Origin of the sequence: Pseudomonas putida, assembly GCF_002741075.1 — a bacterium.
GTDB lineage: Bacteria > Pseudomonadota > Gammaproteobacteria > Pseudomonadales > Pseudomonadaceae > Aquipseudomonas > Aquipseudomonas putida_T.
In genome coordinates this window covers 3,703,140-3,718,569 of record NZ_CP016634.1, presented here as the reverse complement: position 1 = coordinate 3,718,569, position 15,430 = coordinate 3,703,140, and the positions used below count along the sequence as shown (strand labels likewise).

The window sequence follows — 15,430 nt, the reverse complement described above, 5'->3', positions numbered from 1 at the left end:
TCTCTTGTTAGGGAGCGGGTAACAAGGGCTTGGCTGTTCGGCTCATCAGGTGACTGGGGGCGTAGTGTCGGTCTTGGCCGGTGGTTTCAGTCGTGGCAATTTGGAAATTGCTTTGAGCTTTTGCAGTGGGCTTGCCCCTTGGCTGTACACATCATATGTCACGGTGCCCGTTTCATGCCCGACGATCTGTGCGATCAGTGGTCCAGGCACATTGGCTCTCTGCAGTTGTGTGACTACAGTTCCCCGGAAGCTATGGAAAACGTGCTGCTTGCCAAATCCATGGGCTGTCTTGAGGCGACCGAATGCCTTTGAAAGAGGATCTGACCGGTTTTTATACTTGTTACGACTCGTCGAGTGTATCAAGTAGTCATCAACTGAGTCTCTTTGTAGTCGTTTTACAATTGGTTTGAGTGCAGGATGTACTGGGACATATCGAATGCCTGCGTAGGTTTTGCTATCAGGGAAGTCAAAGCATAGAATTTTTTCTTGGGTTACAACATTATTAGTAGTCAACTGGCATAGTTCTTCTATACGAGCGCCCGTGTAAAAACCCAAGAGAATCAAGTCCGCCAAAACGTGCAGCCCCCGCTTTTGGGCCGCATCGTACAATACTTCTAGATCTTCAAGGCTGTAGTCTTTCCGTTTGCTGGCAGCCCTGTCTTTAGCTCGTACTTTGGGCAAATCATGGTTTTCGAATGGGTTTACTCGACCTTTGTAATCGGCTCGCCAGCGTTCATCATAACGATTTGCCCATTTCCAAAATACGCTGCCTGCCAACAGATATTGGGTCAGGGTTTTACTTGATAATTCAAGTGATTTTAACCAATCCGCCACCGTATCAGTATCCAGAGGGGCTTGATTAGTCGTTAGATACTCCGAAAGTTTTCGCAACTTGGATTCTTGTTGATCCACTGTTTTCTCGGCGATTTTCTTGTCAAGTCTGTAAGCCCGAAATGACAGCAGTCTTGCTGTGGTCAGCGGAGATTTTTTTTGGTAGCTGGTCGGAGACTCGATCAGGGATACCAATTCCTGTTGTTGCTCCACGGTCAAGCTGTGCTTCGCACGGAACGAACGTTCAAGCATGGCTTTGAACCCAGCTTGCAGGGTATCTTGCAAACGCAAATCGCCCGCGATGTCGTTTCCCGGTTGGGTATCCTCCCACTTTTCAATCAGGGTCACGATGTCTGGATTAGCCTGTCTGAACGCCTGAACATCTGAATCTGTGACTGACATAGCAGGCACCACTTCGCCAATTGCCGCGCGCTTTCGGCTTTGGATCAATGTCTCGACTTCGGTCGTGGCAGCAACGATAGATTCCTGCCATCCATCAGGAGCTTCCTTCGCCTTTCGTGCGCCTCGGATTTGGTTCCGCCATAGCGCCAAATGTGCATGACTGGCATGGATAGCCTCAGGGCGGGACGCAGTCTTCAGTGACTGAACGAACACCTTTTTTCCAATGATCTTTTGAACGTCTACAGGTACGGCCAAGCGCACATACCAAGTCGATTCGTCCCGTTTTCTGAAGATGAAGTCCGCCACGATACCGCCGAGATTCAGATCTGATTTGTACTACTCATTTGTACTACTTTTTGTCTGTGTGTCAATTTTTACTTGGGTTTGCCGGGTTTTCTTTCATCTGGCTGAGTGTCCCTATCTCTCCGCCATACATGAAAAGCCCCTGAAACGAGAGTTTCAGGGGCTTTTTGCATTTCGGTGCCCAGTTCTGGGTAACCTTCAGATTCAGCCCCCCTCTTTCAGTCGGCGGTATGCCACTAGTTTCCCTCAATACCTATTCCTTCAACGCAGGTAATTACCGCCGCTCGGATTAGGGAATCGTCTGATGCCCCTGGGCAAGATTTAAAAATAGCATCACGCCCCGATTTTCATGACTCAGGGAAGCGTCAATGAGGAGCGGTCAGGTTACTGCGCAAGGGTTTGCCTTGTGTGTTGTGTTCAGCAATCTTGTCGGTTCGGCCTGGGCTTCGCCAGGTGACCAGGACCTGATCCGCGAGCGGCAGAACCGCCTGCTCGAAGAGCAACAGCGTCGACTCGAGGAGCTGCGTTCTTTGCCTGGTAAGGCTGCCCAGCCCGCATCCTCCGAGCGGCCGGAAGACGTGCGCTGCTTCGACATCAGCACCATCGAACTCAAAGGCGCTGACAGCCTGTCGGCCAGTAACCGTCAGGCACTGCTCAAGCCTTTCATCGGCCAATGCCTGGACGTGTCCGACCTCAACGCTTTGCTCAAAGCCATCACCGACCTGTACTTGGCGCGCGGCTTGGTGACCAGCCGCGCCTACTTGCCCCAGCAGGACCTGTCGTCCGGCCATTTGCAAGTGATAGTCGTGGAAGGGCGTCTGGAAGGTTTTCGCCCCGACGACAGCAGTGGCCTGTCCGAACGTGAGCTGGCCATGGCCTTCCCTGGTTCGACGGGCCAGTTGCTCAATCTGCGTGAGATCGAGCAGATGATCGATCAGCTCAATCGCTTGCCGTCGAACCAGGCGAAGATGGAACTGACCCCAGGCGAAGCGGTCGGCGGTAGCCGGGCGCTGGTGCGCAATACTCCGCAAAAGCCTTGGCGTGCCTCGCTGTCGCGCAACAACGAAGGCCAACGCAGCACGGGCGAGCAGCAAGCCAATATGGGGTTTGAATGGGACAGTCCGCTTGGCCTGGCCGACCAACTGGTGCTGCGTGGGGGCCATGATGTGGTCAGCGACCACACGCAAGGGTCGAACAACCGCGTGCTGTACTACAACCTGCCGTGGGGGTGGTGGAACTTCAGCTACAGCTACAGCGAAAGCGAATACCGCTCAACAGCACGGGCTAACAGCTTTGCCTTCAAGCAAACCGGTGACAACCAAAACCACCAACTGCGCGCTGAGCGCGTGGTACACCGTGACGCAGTCAGCAAGACCGCTTTGAACGTCGGGATCGCCCACCTGCGTACCAACAACTACATCGAAGATACCCGTCTGGACGCTAGCAGCAATCGCCTCAGCGATGCGCAGTTCGGCATCAACCATGGCCGGCGCCTGGGTAGGGCTTTCGTGAACCTCGATCTCGGTATTCAGCAGGGCATCGGTGCTTTCGATGCCCAGGACAATGGTCATCCGCGGCCCGGCGAGCCGGTTGCGCGTTATCGCAAATACAGCGCGACCCTCAGCTTCATCCAAGGCTTCGAGCTGCTTGGCGAGCGCCTGAGCTTCAGTAGCCTGGCCAATGGCCAGCGCAGCGAGGATGTGCTGTTCAGCCCGCAACGCATCAGCCTCGGTGGCCTGGCTTCGATTCGGGGGTTCAAGGACCAGTCGCTGTCCGGCGACAGCGGTGGTTACTGGCGCAACGATCTGCGCTGGAGTCGACCGGTCACCTGGCCCTCTTTGCGGCCGATCGTCGCCGAGTACGGCATGGGTCTGGGTTACGACTTGGGTGTGATCCGCAATGACCGCTACAACGGCGACTTCCATGGGCGTGCCAGCAGCCACTCGCTGGAATTGTTCGCCCGGGGCGAGCACCTCGCGGCCAGCGTGACCTTCGCCCGCAGCCTGGAGCAGCCCGATGCGCTGCCCGACAAGGAACACCCGGTGTATTTGCGCCTGGACCTTTTCATCTGACACCTGATTCACGAGAGCACACATGGACGTTCGCCTATTCGCCTTCCTGGCCCGCCAACGCTCGGCCGCCATTCAACCCCGTGAGCGCTTTTGCGGATTGCCCAAGCGTGGCTTGGCCTTCTTATTGGCCAATGCCATCTTCTGGCAGCCGTTATGGGCCCAGGCGGGTGAAGGTATCGTGGTCAGTGCGCCGGGGACGAGCCTTGATCGGGCGGGCAACGGCGTACCGATCGTCAACATCGCCGCGCCCAACGGCAGTGGGCTATCGCACAACCGCTTCAGTGATTACAACGTCGGTAAGCAGGGCGTCATCCTCAACAATGCCACCGGGCGGACCCAGGCGACTCAGTTGGGTGGCATCGTCCTCGGCAACCCCAATCTGAAGGGCAGCGCCGCCACTACCATCCTCAACGAAGTCAACGGTACCAACCCCAGCCAGTTGCGCGGCTACACCGAAGTGGCAGGGCAACGGGCACACGTCATCGTCGCCAACCCCCACGGCATCACCTGTGACGGTTGCGGCTTCATCAACACGCCGCGGGCCACGCTGAGCACGGGGCGACCGGTGATCGAGAATGGCCAGTTGACCCGTCACCAGGTCGACCAAGGCCAGGTCATCATCGAAGGGGCGGGGCTCAATGCCAGCAACGTCGATAGCTTCGAGATCATCACCCGCAGCGCGAAGATCAACGCCCGGATCCAGGCTCGCGACCTGACCATCGTCACCGGGCGCAACGATGTCGACGCCCGCACACTGGCCGCCACTGCTCGCACTGACAACGGCACCGCCAAACCAGAGCTGGCCATCGACTCTTCAGCGCTCGGCGGCATGTACGCCGGGTCGATCAAGCTGGTGGGTACAGAAGCTGGGGTGGGTGTAAAACTCGATGGCAAGCTGATCGCCAGCGGTGGCGATATCCAGCTGGACGCCAATGGGCAATTGCGCATGGCTCAGGTCAGCGCCGCAGGCGATCTGCGCGCCAAGGCTCAGCAGGTCACCCTCGATGGCCCTGCGTATGCGGCCGGTACCGCTGAGCTGAACGCTCGCGGCCAATTGAGCAACAACCAGAGCGTGGCAGCCGGGCGGCATGTCCAGCTCAGCGGCGCGCAGCTCATTAACAGCGGTATCGTCGAGGCCGGGGTCAATGCAGACAACAGTCGTAACACCCAGGGCGATGTAACGCTGACGGCGCAGAATCTGCGCAACAGCGCCAGTGTGGTGGCCAGCCGCAGCCTGCAGGTGAATCAGGCGCTGCAAAACATCACCAGCACGGCGTTGAGCCAAGCATTGGGACAGGGAGGAAGTTTCGGTAGCGCGTTAAAGGACTCGCTGTACAACACGCTAGCCGCCGCTGCGTTCAATGCCGTGGGTAATCTGCACCTGGAAAATGGCAGTGCGCCGAAGATTGCGGCGCACGCGCTGGTAGGCGGGCTGGTGGCCGAGGCCGCGGGCAAGGACTTCGCCAGTGGCGCCATTGCCGCTGGTGCCAACGAAGCGCTGGCGACCGAGTTGAGGCAAGCCGTTACACGGTTGATCGTGCTGCCGTTGAAAGACGCGCTGCAAAGCGCCGAGCGGGTGGCCAATGGTGATTTGAGCCAGGACGTTTCGGTGTCCCGACGTGATGAACTGGGCGAGTTGCAGGCCAGTATGCAGCGCATGACAGTGAACCTGCGCGACCTGATCGGCGGGCTGCGCGACGGCGTGGTGCAGATCGCCAGTGCCGCTGAAGAACTGTCGGCGGTCACCGAGCAGACCAGCGCGGGGGTGAGCAGCCAGAAGGTCGAGACGGACCAGGTCGCCACCGCCATGAACCAGATGGCCTCGACCGTGCAGGATGTCGCGCGCAGTGCCGAGGAGGCTTCCAATGCGGCGGTCAACGCAGGCCATGAAGCGCGGGAAAGCGATACGGTGGTGAATCAGGCCATCGAGCAGATCACCCATCTGGACGTCGAGGTGGGGCATTCGACAGAGGCGATGGCCGGGCTCAAGCGAGAAAGCGACAAGATCGGCACGGTGCTGGATGTGATCAAGTCGGTCGCCCAGCAGACCAACCTGCTGGCCTTGAACGCCGCCATCGAAGCGGCGCGGGCGGGGGAGGCCGGTCGCGGCTTCGCGGTGGTGGCCGATGAGGTGCGCAGCCTGGCACAGCGCACCCAGAGCTCCACCGAAGAGATCGAAGAGTTGATCAGTGGCTTGCACCGTGGCACGCAGCAGGTCGGTGACATCCTTGAGCGCAGCCGCGCGTTGACCAGCAACAGTGTCGAGTTGACCCGCCGGGCCGGCACCTCGCTGCTGAACATCAGCCGTTCGGTGGCGACCATCGAATCGATGAACCTGCAGATCGCCACGGCCTCGGAGCAACAGAGCGCCGTGGCCGAGGAAATCAACCGCAGCGTGCTCAATGTGCGGGAAGTGTCCGAGCAGACGGCAGCGGCCAGCGAGGAAACTGCCGCTTCCAGCGTCAAACTGGCGCAATTGGGCGGCGAGTTGCAGTTGCTGGTGGGCAAATTCAAGCTTTGACCTGTGGGTGACTCGGCGCTGCGTCGTCGTTGAATCAAGCCCCTGAAGCGCGTACCTCAGGGGCTTTGCATTGAATGGACGCGCGGGCAGCACGGGGTTGGCGCCGGTCGTGCCGCGTATCGTATAAGATATCCACACCGTATTGCTTCTGGATGCCGCCGTGCCGATCCTGCCCCGCAAAGCTCCCAATCTGGGTGTCACGCCCTCGACCTCCGAAATCATCGCCGAGCACCTGCGCGAAGCGATCATTTCCGGGCATCTGGCCGAGGGCGAGCCGGTGCGTCAGGACGACATCGCCCAAGCGTTCAACGTCAGCAAGATCCCAGTGCGCGAAGCGCTCAAGCGGCTGGAGGCGGAAGGGCTGGTGGATTTTCACCGCAACCGGGGCGCCTTGGTGACCAAGATTTCCGAGCCTGAGCTGGCGCAGATGTTCGAGGTGCGTGTGCTGCTGGAGGTCAAGGCCATCCGCCTGGCGGTACCGAACATGACCGAAGAGACGTTCCAGAAAGCGGAAGGGATCTGCGCCGAGTTCATTGGTGAGGATGACATCGGCCGCTGGGCCGAACTCAACTGGGCGCTGCATGCGTGTCTTTACGAGCCCGCGCAGAGACCGTTTCTGGTGGGCTTGATCCGCTCGATCCACGACAAGGTCGAACGTTACCTGCGGATGCAGATGAGTCTGTCTGCCGGGAAGGAGCGCGCCGATCACGAACACCGGGACATCGTCGCCGCCTGCCGGAATCGCGATGCTGATCTGGCCGCGCAGTTGATCGAAGCGCACATCAACGGCGTCTGCCAGAGCCTCTACGAGCACTTGCCTCATCGCTGAGCAACCCACTGGCAGGTGATCCTTTCTGTGGCATCGCTTTCCGCGTTGCTTCCTCCCGTAACAGTCCCCCGGGCCAGTCCGGCCCTATGGGGCATCTTCCGTTTTACCTCATAGCCCTTTAAACGCGCGACCTGCGCCGCTTTGCCTGGAGCAGGGCGAAACGCTGGCCTCATTCTTGCTCGGATAAAATCGTATACGAAATACGATATAACAAAAATGGGTGCTCCATCCCCAGGCAGCTGGGGCCGGACGCCGAGCACGAACGATCAACGGAGCGGAACATCGATGACCTCTACGACCTCTGTGGCATCCAAAACGCTTGACCGTACGGCGGACCATGCGCCCGCCGGTATCAAACGCGTAGTGGCCGCCGCCATGGCCGGCGCTGTGGCGGAGTGGTACGAATTCTTCCTTTATGGCACGGCCTCGGCCCTGGTCTTTGGCCAGTTGTTCTTCCGTCAGACCGGCAGCGCGATGGATGGCATCATCGCGGCCTTCGCCCTGTATGCCGTGGGCTTTCTGGCGCGGCCCATCGGTGGCTTGGTGTTCGGCCACTACGGCGACAAGCTGGGGCGCAAACACTTGCTGCAGATCAGCCTGGTGGTGGTGGGCATCACGACCTTCCTGATGGGCTGCTTGCCCACCTTCGAAAAGATTGGCTATGCCGCACCGGTGCTGCTGGTGCTGCTGCGGCTGATCCAGGGCTTTGCTTTCGGTGGCGAATGGGGTGGGGCGGTGTTGCTGGTGTCCGAGCACAGCCCGGACAACCGTCGGGGCTACTGGGCCAGTTGGCCCCAGGCAGGCGTTCCGGCCGGTAACCTGATTGCCACGGTCATCCTGCTGATCCTGTCCTCGAGCCTCTCGGAGGCGCAGTTCCTCGAGTGGGGGTGGCGTGTGGCGTTCTGGTTCTCCGCCGTGGTGGTGCTGATCGGCTACTGGATCCGCAAGCGGGTGGATGATGCGCCGATCTTCAAGGAGGCCCAGGCCCGCCAGCAACATGTCGCGCAGGCCCAGCTCGGAGTTGTCGAGGTACTGACCAAGCACTGGCGCGCAGTGTTGATCGGCATCGGTGCGCGCTTTGCCGAGAACATCCTTTATTACACCGTGGTGACCTTCTCCATCACCTACCTCAAGCTCGTGGTGCACAAGGACACCTCGCAGATCCTGCTGTTGATGTTCGGTGCGCACCTGCTGCACTTCTTCATGATTCCGGCGATGGGGTACCTCTCGGACATCATCGGGCGCAAGCCGGTGTACCTGATCGGGGCGGTGCTGACCGGATTCTGGGGCTTCGTTGGCTTCCCGATGATGGACACCGGCAATGAGTGGCTGATCATGGCCGCGATCACCCTGGGCCTGGCCATCGAGTCCATGACCTACGCGCCTTACTCGGCGCTGATGGCGGAGTTGTTCCCGACCCATGTTCGCTACACGGCTTTGTCGCTGTGCTATCAGGTGGCGCCGATCCTGGCGGGGTCGTTGGCGCCGCTGATCGCGGTCACCTTGCTCAAGGAATACAACAGCTCGACGCCGATTGCCTGGTACCTGGTGGGGGCTGCGTTGATCTCGATCGTCGCGGTGGCGGCGACCCGTGAGACCCGAGGCAAGTCGCTGCGGGCGGTGGATGAGGAGTTGGCCAAACGCTGAGACGCTGGGGCTGCAAAGCAGCCCCCGACTTCAGAACCGATCCAAACGGTAAGGCGCAAGCGCAGGCAAATGCCCAGCCCCAGTGGGCACCGATCCGGTCATGGAGGCGACCAGTTCGGCAGTGGTCGCCGCCTGGGTGAGCCCCAGGTGCTGGTGACCGAAGGCGAGCAAGACTTTGCCGCCGCAGGCTTGGTCGATCACCGGCAGCGAGTCGGGCAGGGAAGGACGAAAGCCCATCCAGGTGCTCGCCGCATCGATGTTCAGTGCTTTCTTGAACAGCCCCTGGGTCAGTCGATGCAACTGCCAGGCCCGCTGCATGTTCGGCGCCCGATCGAGCCCTGCGAACTCCACGGTGCCGGCCAGGCGCAGGCCGCCTTGCATGGGCGTCATGATGAAACGACGCTCCAGCGAGGTGACAGCCAAGGGCAGGCGGTCGTGCTCGTTGGGCAGCATCAGGTGATAGCCGCGTTCGGTGTCCAGCGGTACGCGCTTGCCGGTCAGTTGCTGGGTGAGCTTGGCGGAGTGGGCACCGCAGGCGATCAGCACCTTTCGCGCATTGACCTCGCCATGGTCGGTTCGTAGCACGACGCCGTCCTGATGCACGCGTCCCCCGTCGACGCGTTGACGGGCGAAATGAACGCCGCCGTCCTGGGCCGCTTTTACCAAGGCGTTCACCACCACGTGGGGGTCGATGAAATGACCGGTCGCGGGGAAGAACAGTGCGCCCTGGATCGATTCGGACAATTGCGGCGCCGCATGTCGTACGGCATTGGCGTCCCAGAAATCGACGGGCACGCCCTGGGCCTGCATCTTCTGCTTGAGCGCATCGATGGCAGTGCGCGACTCGGGACGCTCGAACACCAGCAGGGAGCCATCTTCCTTGAGCAACTGCGTATTGCCGGTGGAGGCCAGCAGACGCCGCCAGGCATCCAGGCTCGCTTCGTTGAGGGCGCGCAGGGCTGCGACGCTGTTGCGGTAGGGGCGTTGACGCAGGTTCAGCAGCAAGCGTGTGAACCAGGGCAGGGCCCTGGGCAGGTAACGCCAATCCAGGCGCAGGGGGCCCATCGGGTCCATCAGCATGGCCGGCAGGCGTTTGAGAATGGACACGTCGGCGATGGGGAAGACCTGTTCGGTGGCCAGGTGGCCGGCGTTGCCGAACGATGCGCCTTGGCCTGGCTCATCCCGGTCGAGCACCAGCACCCGATGGCCCTGGCGCGAGAGGGCCAGGGCGCAGGCCGCGCCTACGATGCCGGCGCCGACCACGGCGATGTCATAGACATCGTGACCGTTACGGTGAAGTTCGTCTGAAAGCATCTGCTCAAACCTCGATGATCGTAGATTTTATACAATTATTGTGTTCAGACCGCGCCCTGGCGCAGACGCTCAGGGCAAGGGGTCAGTGGTTCAGACTGTTTTCCAGGACCGCGACGATGCCCTCGCAGGCTTCGCGGATGTGGCGATCCAGCAGACGGCAGGCCGCCTCGATGTCTTTGTTGCGGGCATGTTCCAGCAGTTCGCGGTGCTCTTTTTCGGCTTTCTGGATTTCCCGCGTGTAGAGCAGTTGCATGCGGATGTAGCGATCGCACTTGGTATTGAGGTGCGTGATCATCGCCAGGGTTTCCGGCAGCTGGGCCGGCGAATACAAGGCAGTGTGGAAGGCGAAGTTCAGCTCACTCCAGTTGTCGATGTCGCTGCCGGAATCCAGTGCGGCATCGTATTGGTCCAGCAGGCGCTCTGCTCGGTCGAGTTCGCTTGGCGTCAGTTTCGGGATGGCTTGCTCCAGGGCCCTGCATTCGAGCAGTACGCGCAGGTCGAACAGCTCGCGAATGGTGGCGGTGGAGAGCTCGGTGGTGAATGCGCCCCGGTGCGGGTGGAACTGCACCAGCCCTTCGGCCTCGAGGGCCAGCAGCGCCTCGCGCACGGGGATCCGGCTGACGTCGTAGTCCCGCGCGAGCGCGTCCTGACGCAACTGGGTGGCGCCTTTGAACTCACCGCTGAGGATACGTTTGCGAAGATCGTCCGCTACGTGCTGGGCACGTGTCTTGAAGCTAGCCATAGTACTGTTCGAGAACCCGATTGGAATTTGCATATTGTATGCAAAGGGCAAAAGCGCATCCACCGACGTGCTGTAGGTGGATGCGCCATTGCCGGTCAGCTTACCCGCTGGCCATTGACCAGACGGCTGAGGTTCAGCGGGTTGCCCTGCTTGATGGCCGTTGGCAGGAGGCTGTCCGGGAAGTTCTGGTAGCACACCGGGCGCAGGAACCGCAGGATCGCCGCAGTGCCCACCGAGGTGCTGCGGGCATCGGAGGTGGCCGGGAACGGGCCGCCGTGGACCATCGCGTCGCACACTTCCACGCCGGTCGGCCAGCCATTGATCAGGATGCGTCCGGCCTTGCGCTCCAGCGTTGGCAGCAGCGTGGCGACGGCGTCGGTATCGGCATCGTCCATGTGCACGGTGGCGGTGAGCTGGCCTTCGAGCTGTTCGGCCACTTGCCTGGCCTGGGCCAGGTCGTCGCATTCGACGATCAGCGAAGACGAGCCGAATACCTCGGCCTGCAGAGCGTCGTCACGCATGAAGTCGTGGGCAGTGGTCACGAACAGGTGCGATTGGCATTGGTTGTGGCCTTCGCTCTCGACGCCTTTGGCTTGCAGGCGTGCGCTGGCGTTGGCTGCCAGGGCTTGGACACCATTGCTATAGGCCTTGTAGATACCAGGCGTGAGCATGGTCTGGGTCGGGCTCTTGGCGATGGCGGCGCTGGCGGTGGCGATGAAGTTGTCCAGGGCTGGGCCTTTGACGGAGATCACCAGGCCAGGGTTGGTGCAGAATTGGCCGGCGCCCTGGTTGAGGGAGGCGACGAAGCCTTCGGCGAGCGCGGTACCACGGTTGGCCAGCGCCGACTCGAACAGGAACACTGGGTTGATCGAGCTCATTTCGGCATATACCGGGATGGGCTCACGGCGTGCCTGGGCGGCGTGGGTCAGGGCAACGCCACCACTGCGCGAGCCGGTGAAGCCGACGGCCTTGATGCGCGGGTCGTTGACTAGGCCAATGCCGATTTCGGTGCCCGAGCCGTACAGCAGCGAGAACACCCCCTCGGGCAGCTTGCAATCCTGAACGGCCTGCTGGATGGCGCGGCCAACCAGTTCGCTGGTGCCCGGGTGGGCGCTGTGGGCCTTGACGATCACCGGGCAACCGGCGGCGAAGGCCGAGGCGGTATCACCACCGGCCACCGAGAAGGCCAGGGGGAAGTTGCTGGCGCCGAACACCGCCACCGGGCCCAGGGCGACATGACGCTGGCGCAAGTCCGGACGCGGCAGTGGCTGGCGCTCGGGCAGCGCTTCGTCCACGCGCACATCCAGCCATTCGCCGGCACGGACGGTACGGGCAAAAGTGCGCAACTGGAAGCAGGTGCGACCGATTTCACCCTGAATGCGGGCTTGCGGCAGCCCGCTTTCGGCCACGGCGCGCTGGACCAGCGTGTCGCCGAGGACTTCGATGTTCTGGGCGATGCGCTCGAGGAACGCGGCACGTGCTTCAAGCGAGGTATCGCGATAACGGTCGAAGGCATCCCAGGCCAGGCTGCAGGCGAGCTCGACATGCTCACGGCTGCCGCCATGGTAGGCCGGTTCGAGCGGCTGGTTGGTGGCGGGATCGATAGCATGGACCGCGGCTTGGGTGCCGGCGACGGCGCGTTGGCCGATCAGCAGGTTACCTGAAAGACTCATGGGGTTCTCCTGAGGTCGGGAAAGTCAGATTCCCGCACCAGGCGGGAAGAGGAGGGCGGTGCGCCAAGGGGCGCACCGCCTCAGGGAGGTGACGCGGGGCGGGATCAGACCAGGTTGTTTTCGACCGACCAGCTGGCGTACCAGCGGCGGAACTGGGCGTACTGGTTTTCCGCGTAGCGGCGCTGGCTGTCGCTCAGGACGTCGGTCTCGTTGAAGTGCAGGGTGTATTCCTTGTCGCCGTTCAGGACCATCAGGTGCTTGTAGTACAGCACCAGGTCCACGCCTTCATCGAAGGACGACAGGATCGCCAGTGCGCCTTCGAGCTCCAGGGCCAGGCGACGGGCCTTGGCGTCACCGACCGCGGCTTCCTTGCACAGCTTGATCAGCAGCAACACTTCGCGTGGCAGGGCGTTGCCGATGCCGGTGATGGCGCCGGTGGCGTTGCACTTGACGAAGCCGTGGAAGACCTGGGTGTCCACGCCCGCCATCAAGGTGACTTCTTCATCCTTGGAGGTGATGAACTCGGCGGCGTAGCTCATGGCAGCCGCGCCACCGAACTCCTTGAAGCCGATCAGGTTCGGGTGTTCGCGGCGCAGTTCGAAGAACAGGTCGGCGCGGGTGGCGAAGCCGTAGTGAGGGCTGTTGTAGATCACCGCCGGCAGGTTCGGGGCGGCATTGAGGATGGCCTTGAAGTGTTCCTTCTGGGCCGGGATGGACGAGCCGCGGGACAGTACACGCGGAATGACCATCAGGCCGTGGGCACCGACCTTGGCGGCGTGGGCGGCATGGGAGACGGCTTCACGGGAGTTGACCGCGCCGGTGCCGACGATGGTCGGGATGCCGGCGGCGACCAGGCGGGCCACGCCTTCCTGGCGCTCGGCTTCGGTCAGCAGCGGCCAATCCCCCATCGAGCCGCAGTACACCACGGCGCTCATGCCGATATCGATCAGCTCGCGGCCCTTTTTCACCAGCGCGTCGAAGTCTGGCTTGCGGTCTGGGGTGCAGGGGGTCATCAGGGCAGGAATGCAGCCAGTGAAGATATTGTCAGTCATTGTGGGCTCCTTGAAGCATTCATTCAGGTCGGTCGTGAAGGGTGTACGCGCCGCGGGCGACGCGTGTGGTGGTTACTGGCAGATGCCCCAGGCGAAGGGGTCCTGCTCGTCGATCAGCAATTGACTGTCGGCGGTGACATGGGCGCGGCCGGTGATGGAAGGACGGATGCGTTCGCCTTCCTGTTCATAACGGCCTTCGAAGCGGCTGCCGGTGATGCTGGCCTGGACCCAGGTCTGGCCGGGGGCGAGCTTGCCGTCGGCGGCCAGGCACGCGAGCTTGGCGCTGGTGCCGGTGCCGCAGGGGGAGCGGTCATAGGCCTTGCCTGGGCACATCACGAAGTTGCGGCTGTCGGCCTGCGGGTCGGAGGCGAACAGTTCGACGTGATCGATCACGCCGCCGTCCTCACCGAAGATGCCGTTGGCTTCCAGCGCCTGGAGAATCGACCAGGTGTAGGCAGTCAGCGCTTCGACGTTGGCCAGTTCCAGCACCTGGCCGTGGTCGGACACCAAGAAGAACCAGTTGCCGCCCCAGGCAATGTCGCCGCGTACTTCGCCGTAGCCAGGCACTTGTACCGGGACGTCGTGGCGATAACGGTAGGCCGGCACGTTGCGCACGGTGACGGCGCCGTCGGCATGCAGGGTGGCGTTTACCGGGCCGACCGGAGTGTCGATCTTGTGCTCGCCTGGCTCGATCATCCCCAAGTGATGCAGCGAGGCGACCAGGCCAATGGTGCCGTGGCCGCACATGCCCAGGTAACCGGTGTTGTTGAAGAAGATGACGCCGCAGGTGGCATCGGCGGAAACAGGCTCGCAGTACAAGGCGCCGACCAGCACGTCGTTGCCACGCGGTTCGAGCAAGGTTGCGCGGCGCCATTGATCATGCTCGTTGCGCAGCGCGTCGCGCTTCTGGCTCATGCTCTGGCCAGCGACGGCAGGGAAGCCGCTCATGACCAGGCGGGTGGGTTCACCACCGGTGTGGGAGTCGATGACGTGGATGCTTTTCATTGAAATTATGGATCCTCTGAACGCATCAGCCGGTGGGCTGGGATGGGCGGATTGAAGATTTTATACAATGTAGATTTTATACAATCAAGCCTCTCGTGCATTTCCTTCGCGATGATCGAACCGGCGGGAGCGGGTTTACCCGCGAAGGCGGTGGTGAGTTCAGCCCAGTATGCGCGGGTGAATCCGCTCCCACAGAGACGTGCCAACTCCAGGCGTCATGGGGTTCTTGAGGTGATCAGCTGCGTGTCGCCTGGCGGTACTGGCGTGGCGTGAAGCCAGTCATGGTCTTGAACTGGCGCGAGAACGCGCTGTGATCGGTGTAGCCGCAGCGCAGGGCGATCTCGGTGATCGGAAGGTCCGCGCGCAGCAGCAGGTGCGCCTGTTCGAGGCGCGCCTTGTGGATCATCTGGCGGGGCGTCAGGTGGAAGATGCGCTTGCAGTACCGCTCCAGCTGCGCCACCGAGAGGCCGGCGACGTCGGTCAGGTCATCGAGGGTGATGGGCCGGTGATAGTGCTCACGGATGTAGGTATCCACCGCCGACAGCCGCTGATAGGCCGGGTGGGCCTGGGCGGCCGACTGCAGGTCGACGGAAATGCCGATCAGCCCCATCACCTCGCCGCGGCGGTTGAGAATCGGCCGCTTGTGGGTCAGGCACCAGCCCGGTTCCTGGCTGCCATACAGGTGCACCTCCAGTTGGTCCTGCAGCACCAGGCCGCCCTCCAGGACGCGACGGTCCTGCTCGGTATAGCCCGGCCCGAGCTGCGCGGGAAAGACTTGTGCGCTGGTGCGCCCGAGCAGGGGGGCGAGGGACTTGAGGCCGCAGCGCTCGACCAAGGTGCGGTTGGCCATCAGGTACCGGGCCTGGGCGTCCTTCACGAAGATCACCGCATTGGGGATGGCGTCGAGCATGGGCTGCATCAGCGAGATGCAGGCCATCAGTTCCTTCATGTTTTTCGGCCGATGGGCGGTGAGGCCTTCGCTGAAGGTGGAAAAGTGCTGCTCGGGCATGGTGCTGGTCCTGAAGGGGCGAAGGCGTCG

11 protein-coding genes and 1 pseudogene are annotated in these 15,430 nt (G+C 61.8%); 5 read left to right on the top strand and 7 right to left on the bottom strand.

Annotated elements, in window-relative coordinates; genetic code table 11:
* Positions 1–45: 45 nt before the first annotated feature.
* Positions 46–1,539 (bottom strand): tyrosine-type recombinase/integrase, encoded by a 1,494-nt coding sequence (locus tag IEC33019_RS17405; protein WP_099593781.1) that lies wholly within the window; start codon positions 1,537–1,539, stop codon positions 46–48.
* A gap of 365 nt (positions 1,540–1,904) precedes the next feature.
* On the opposite strand from IEC33019_RS17405, the gene IEC33019_RS17400 reads away from it, so the two are divergent.
* The 5 genes and pseudogenes from IEC33019_RS17400 (at position 1,905) to abaF (ending at position 8,605) form a co-directional block, all read left to right on the top strand.
* A complete protein-coding gene (locus IEC33019_RS17400) occupies positions 1,905–3,608 on the top strand; it encodes a ShlB/FhaC/HecB family hemolysin secretion/activation protein (protein WP_099593778.1) in 1,704 nt (567 codons plus the stop codon).
* 22 nt (positions 3,609–3,630) lie between these two features.
* A pseudogene (locus IEC33019_RS17395) lies at positions 3,631–5,274 on the top strand (two-partner secretion domain-containing protein); the annotation flags it as partial.
* Positions 5,257–6,129: a methyl-accepting chemotaxis protein gene (locus tag IEC33019_RS28225; RefSeq protein ID WP_434091180.1), complete on the top strand. Its 873-nt coding sequence runs from the start codon at positions 5,257–5,259 to the stop codon at positions 6,127–6,129. The pseudogene IEC33019_RS17395 and the gene IEC33019_RS28225, both read left to right, overlap by 18 nt.
* A gap of 169 nt (positions 6,130–6,298) precedes the next feature.
* Positions 6,299–6,958 (top strand): GntR family transcriptional regulator, encoded by a 660-nt coding sequence (locus IEC33019_RS17390; RefSeq protein ID WP_070094388.1) that lies wholly within the window; start codon positions 6,299–6,301, stop codon positions 6,956–6,958.
* A gap of 285 nt (positions 6,959–7,243) precedes the next feature.
* The gene (abaF, locus tag IEC33019_RS17385) at positions 7,244–8,605 is read left to right on the top strand and encodes a fosfomycin efflux MFS transporter AbaF (RefSeq protein WP_070094378.1); all 1,362 of its coding nucleotides are present in this window, start codon (positions 7,244–7,246) and stop codon (positions 8,603–8,605) included.
* A gap of 30 nt (positions 8,606–8,635) precedes the next feature.
* Here the strand turns inward: abaF and IEC33019_RS17380 are convergent, their stop codons facing one another.
* From IEC33019_RS17380 to IEC33019_RS17355, 6 genes are all read right to left on the bottom strand, one after another.
* Entirely contained in the window at positions 8,636–9,919 is a 1,284-nt protein-coding gene (locus IEC33019_RS17380; RefSeq protein WP_070094377.1) for an NAD(P)/FAD-dependent oxidoreductase, read from the bottom strand.
* 82 nt (positions 9,920–10,001) lie between these two features.
* Positions 10,002–10,661, bottom strand: coding sequence for a GntR family transcriptional regulator (locus tag IEC33019_RS17375; protein ID WP_070094376.1), 660 nt, complete (start codon positions 10,659–10,661; stop codon positions 10,002–10,004).
* 95 nt (positions 10,662–10,756) lie between these two features.
* Positions 10,757–12,334 carry an aldehyde dehydrogenase (NADP(+)) gene (locus IEC33019_RS17370; protein WP_070094375.1) on the bottom strand — a complete coding sequence of 526 codons (1,578 nt, stop codon included), beginning with the start codon at positions 12,332–12,334 and terminating at the stop codon, positions 10,757–10,759.
* 104 nt (positions 12,335–12,438) lie between these two features.
* Entirely contained in the window at positions 12,439–13,386 is a 948-nt protein-coding gene (locus tag IEC33019_RS17365; RefSeq protein ID WP_070094374.1) for a dihydrodipicolinate synthase family protein, read from the bottom strand.
* Positions 13,387–13,458: 72 nt separating this feature from the next.
* The gene (locus IEC33019_RS17360; RefSeq protein ID WP_070094373.1) at positions 13,459–14,391 is read right to left on the bottom strand and encodes a 4-hydroxyproline epimerase; all 933 of its coding nucleotides are present in this window, start codon (positions 14,389–14,391) and stop codon (positions 13,459–13,461) included.
* 235 nt (positions 14,392–14,626) lie between these two features.
* Positions 14,627–15,340, bottom strand: coding sequence for an AraC family transcriptional regulator (locus IEC33019_RS17355; RefSeq protein WP_372340653.1), 714 nt, complete (start codon positions 15,338–15,340; stop codon positions 14,627–14,629).
* Between the last annotated feature and the right edge of the window lie 90 nt (positions 15,341–15,430).

Coding starts and splice junctions, on each gene's coding strand:
- IEC33019_RS28225 (WP_434091180.1), top strand. CDS start 5,257: ATGCAGCGCATGACAGTGAACCTGCGCGACCTGATCGGCGGGCTGCGC.
- IEC33019_RS17360 (WP_070094373.1), bottom strand. CDS start 14,391: ATGAAAAGCATCCACGTCATCGACTCCCACACCGGTGGTGAACCCACC.
- IEC33019_RS17380 (WP_070094377.1), bottom strand. CDS start 9,919: ATGCTTTCAGACGAACTTCACCGTAACGGTCACGATGTCTATGACATC.
- IEC33019_RS17400 (WP_099593778.1), top strand. CDS start 1,905: ATGAGGAGCGGTCAGGTTACTGCGCAAGGGTTTGCCTTGTGTGTTGTG.
- IEC33019_RS17355 (WP_372340653.1), bottom strand. CDS start 15,340: ATGAAGGAACTGATGGCCTGCATCTCGCTGATGCAGCCCATGCTCGAC.
- IEC33019_RS17370 (WP_070094375.1), bottom strand. CDS start 12,334: ATGAGTCTTTCAGGTAACCTGCTGATCGGCCAACGCGCCGTCGCCGGC.
- abaF (WP_070094378.1), top strand. CDS start 7,244: ATGACCTCTACGACCTCTGTGGCATCCAAAACGCTTGACCGTACGGCG.
- IEC33019_RS17375 (WP_070094376.1), bottom strand. CDS start 10,661: ATGGCTAGCTTCAAGACACGTGCCCAGCACGTAGCGGACGATCTTCGC.
- IEC33019_RS17365 (WP_070094374.1), bottom strand. CDS start 13,386: ATGACTGACAATATCTTCACTGGCTGCATTCCTGCCCTGATGACCCCC.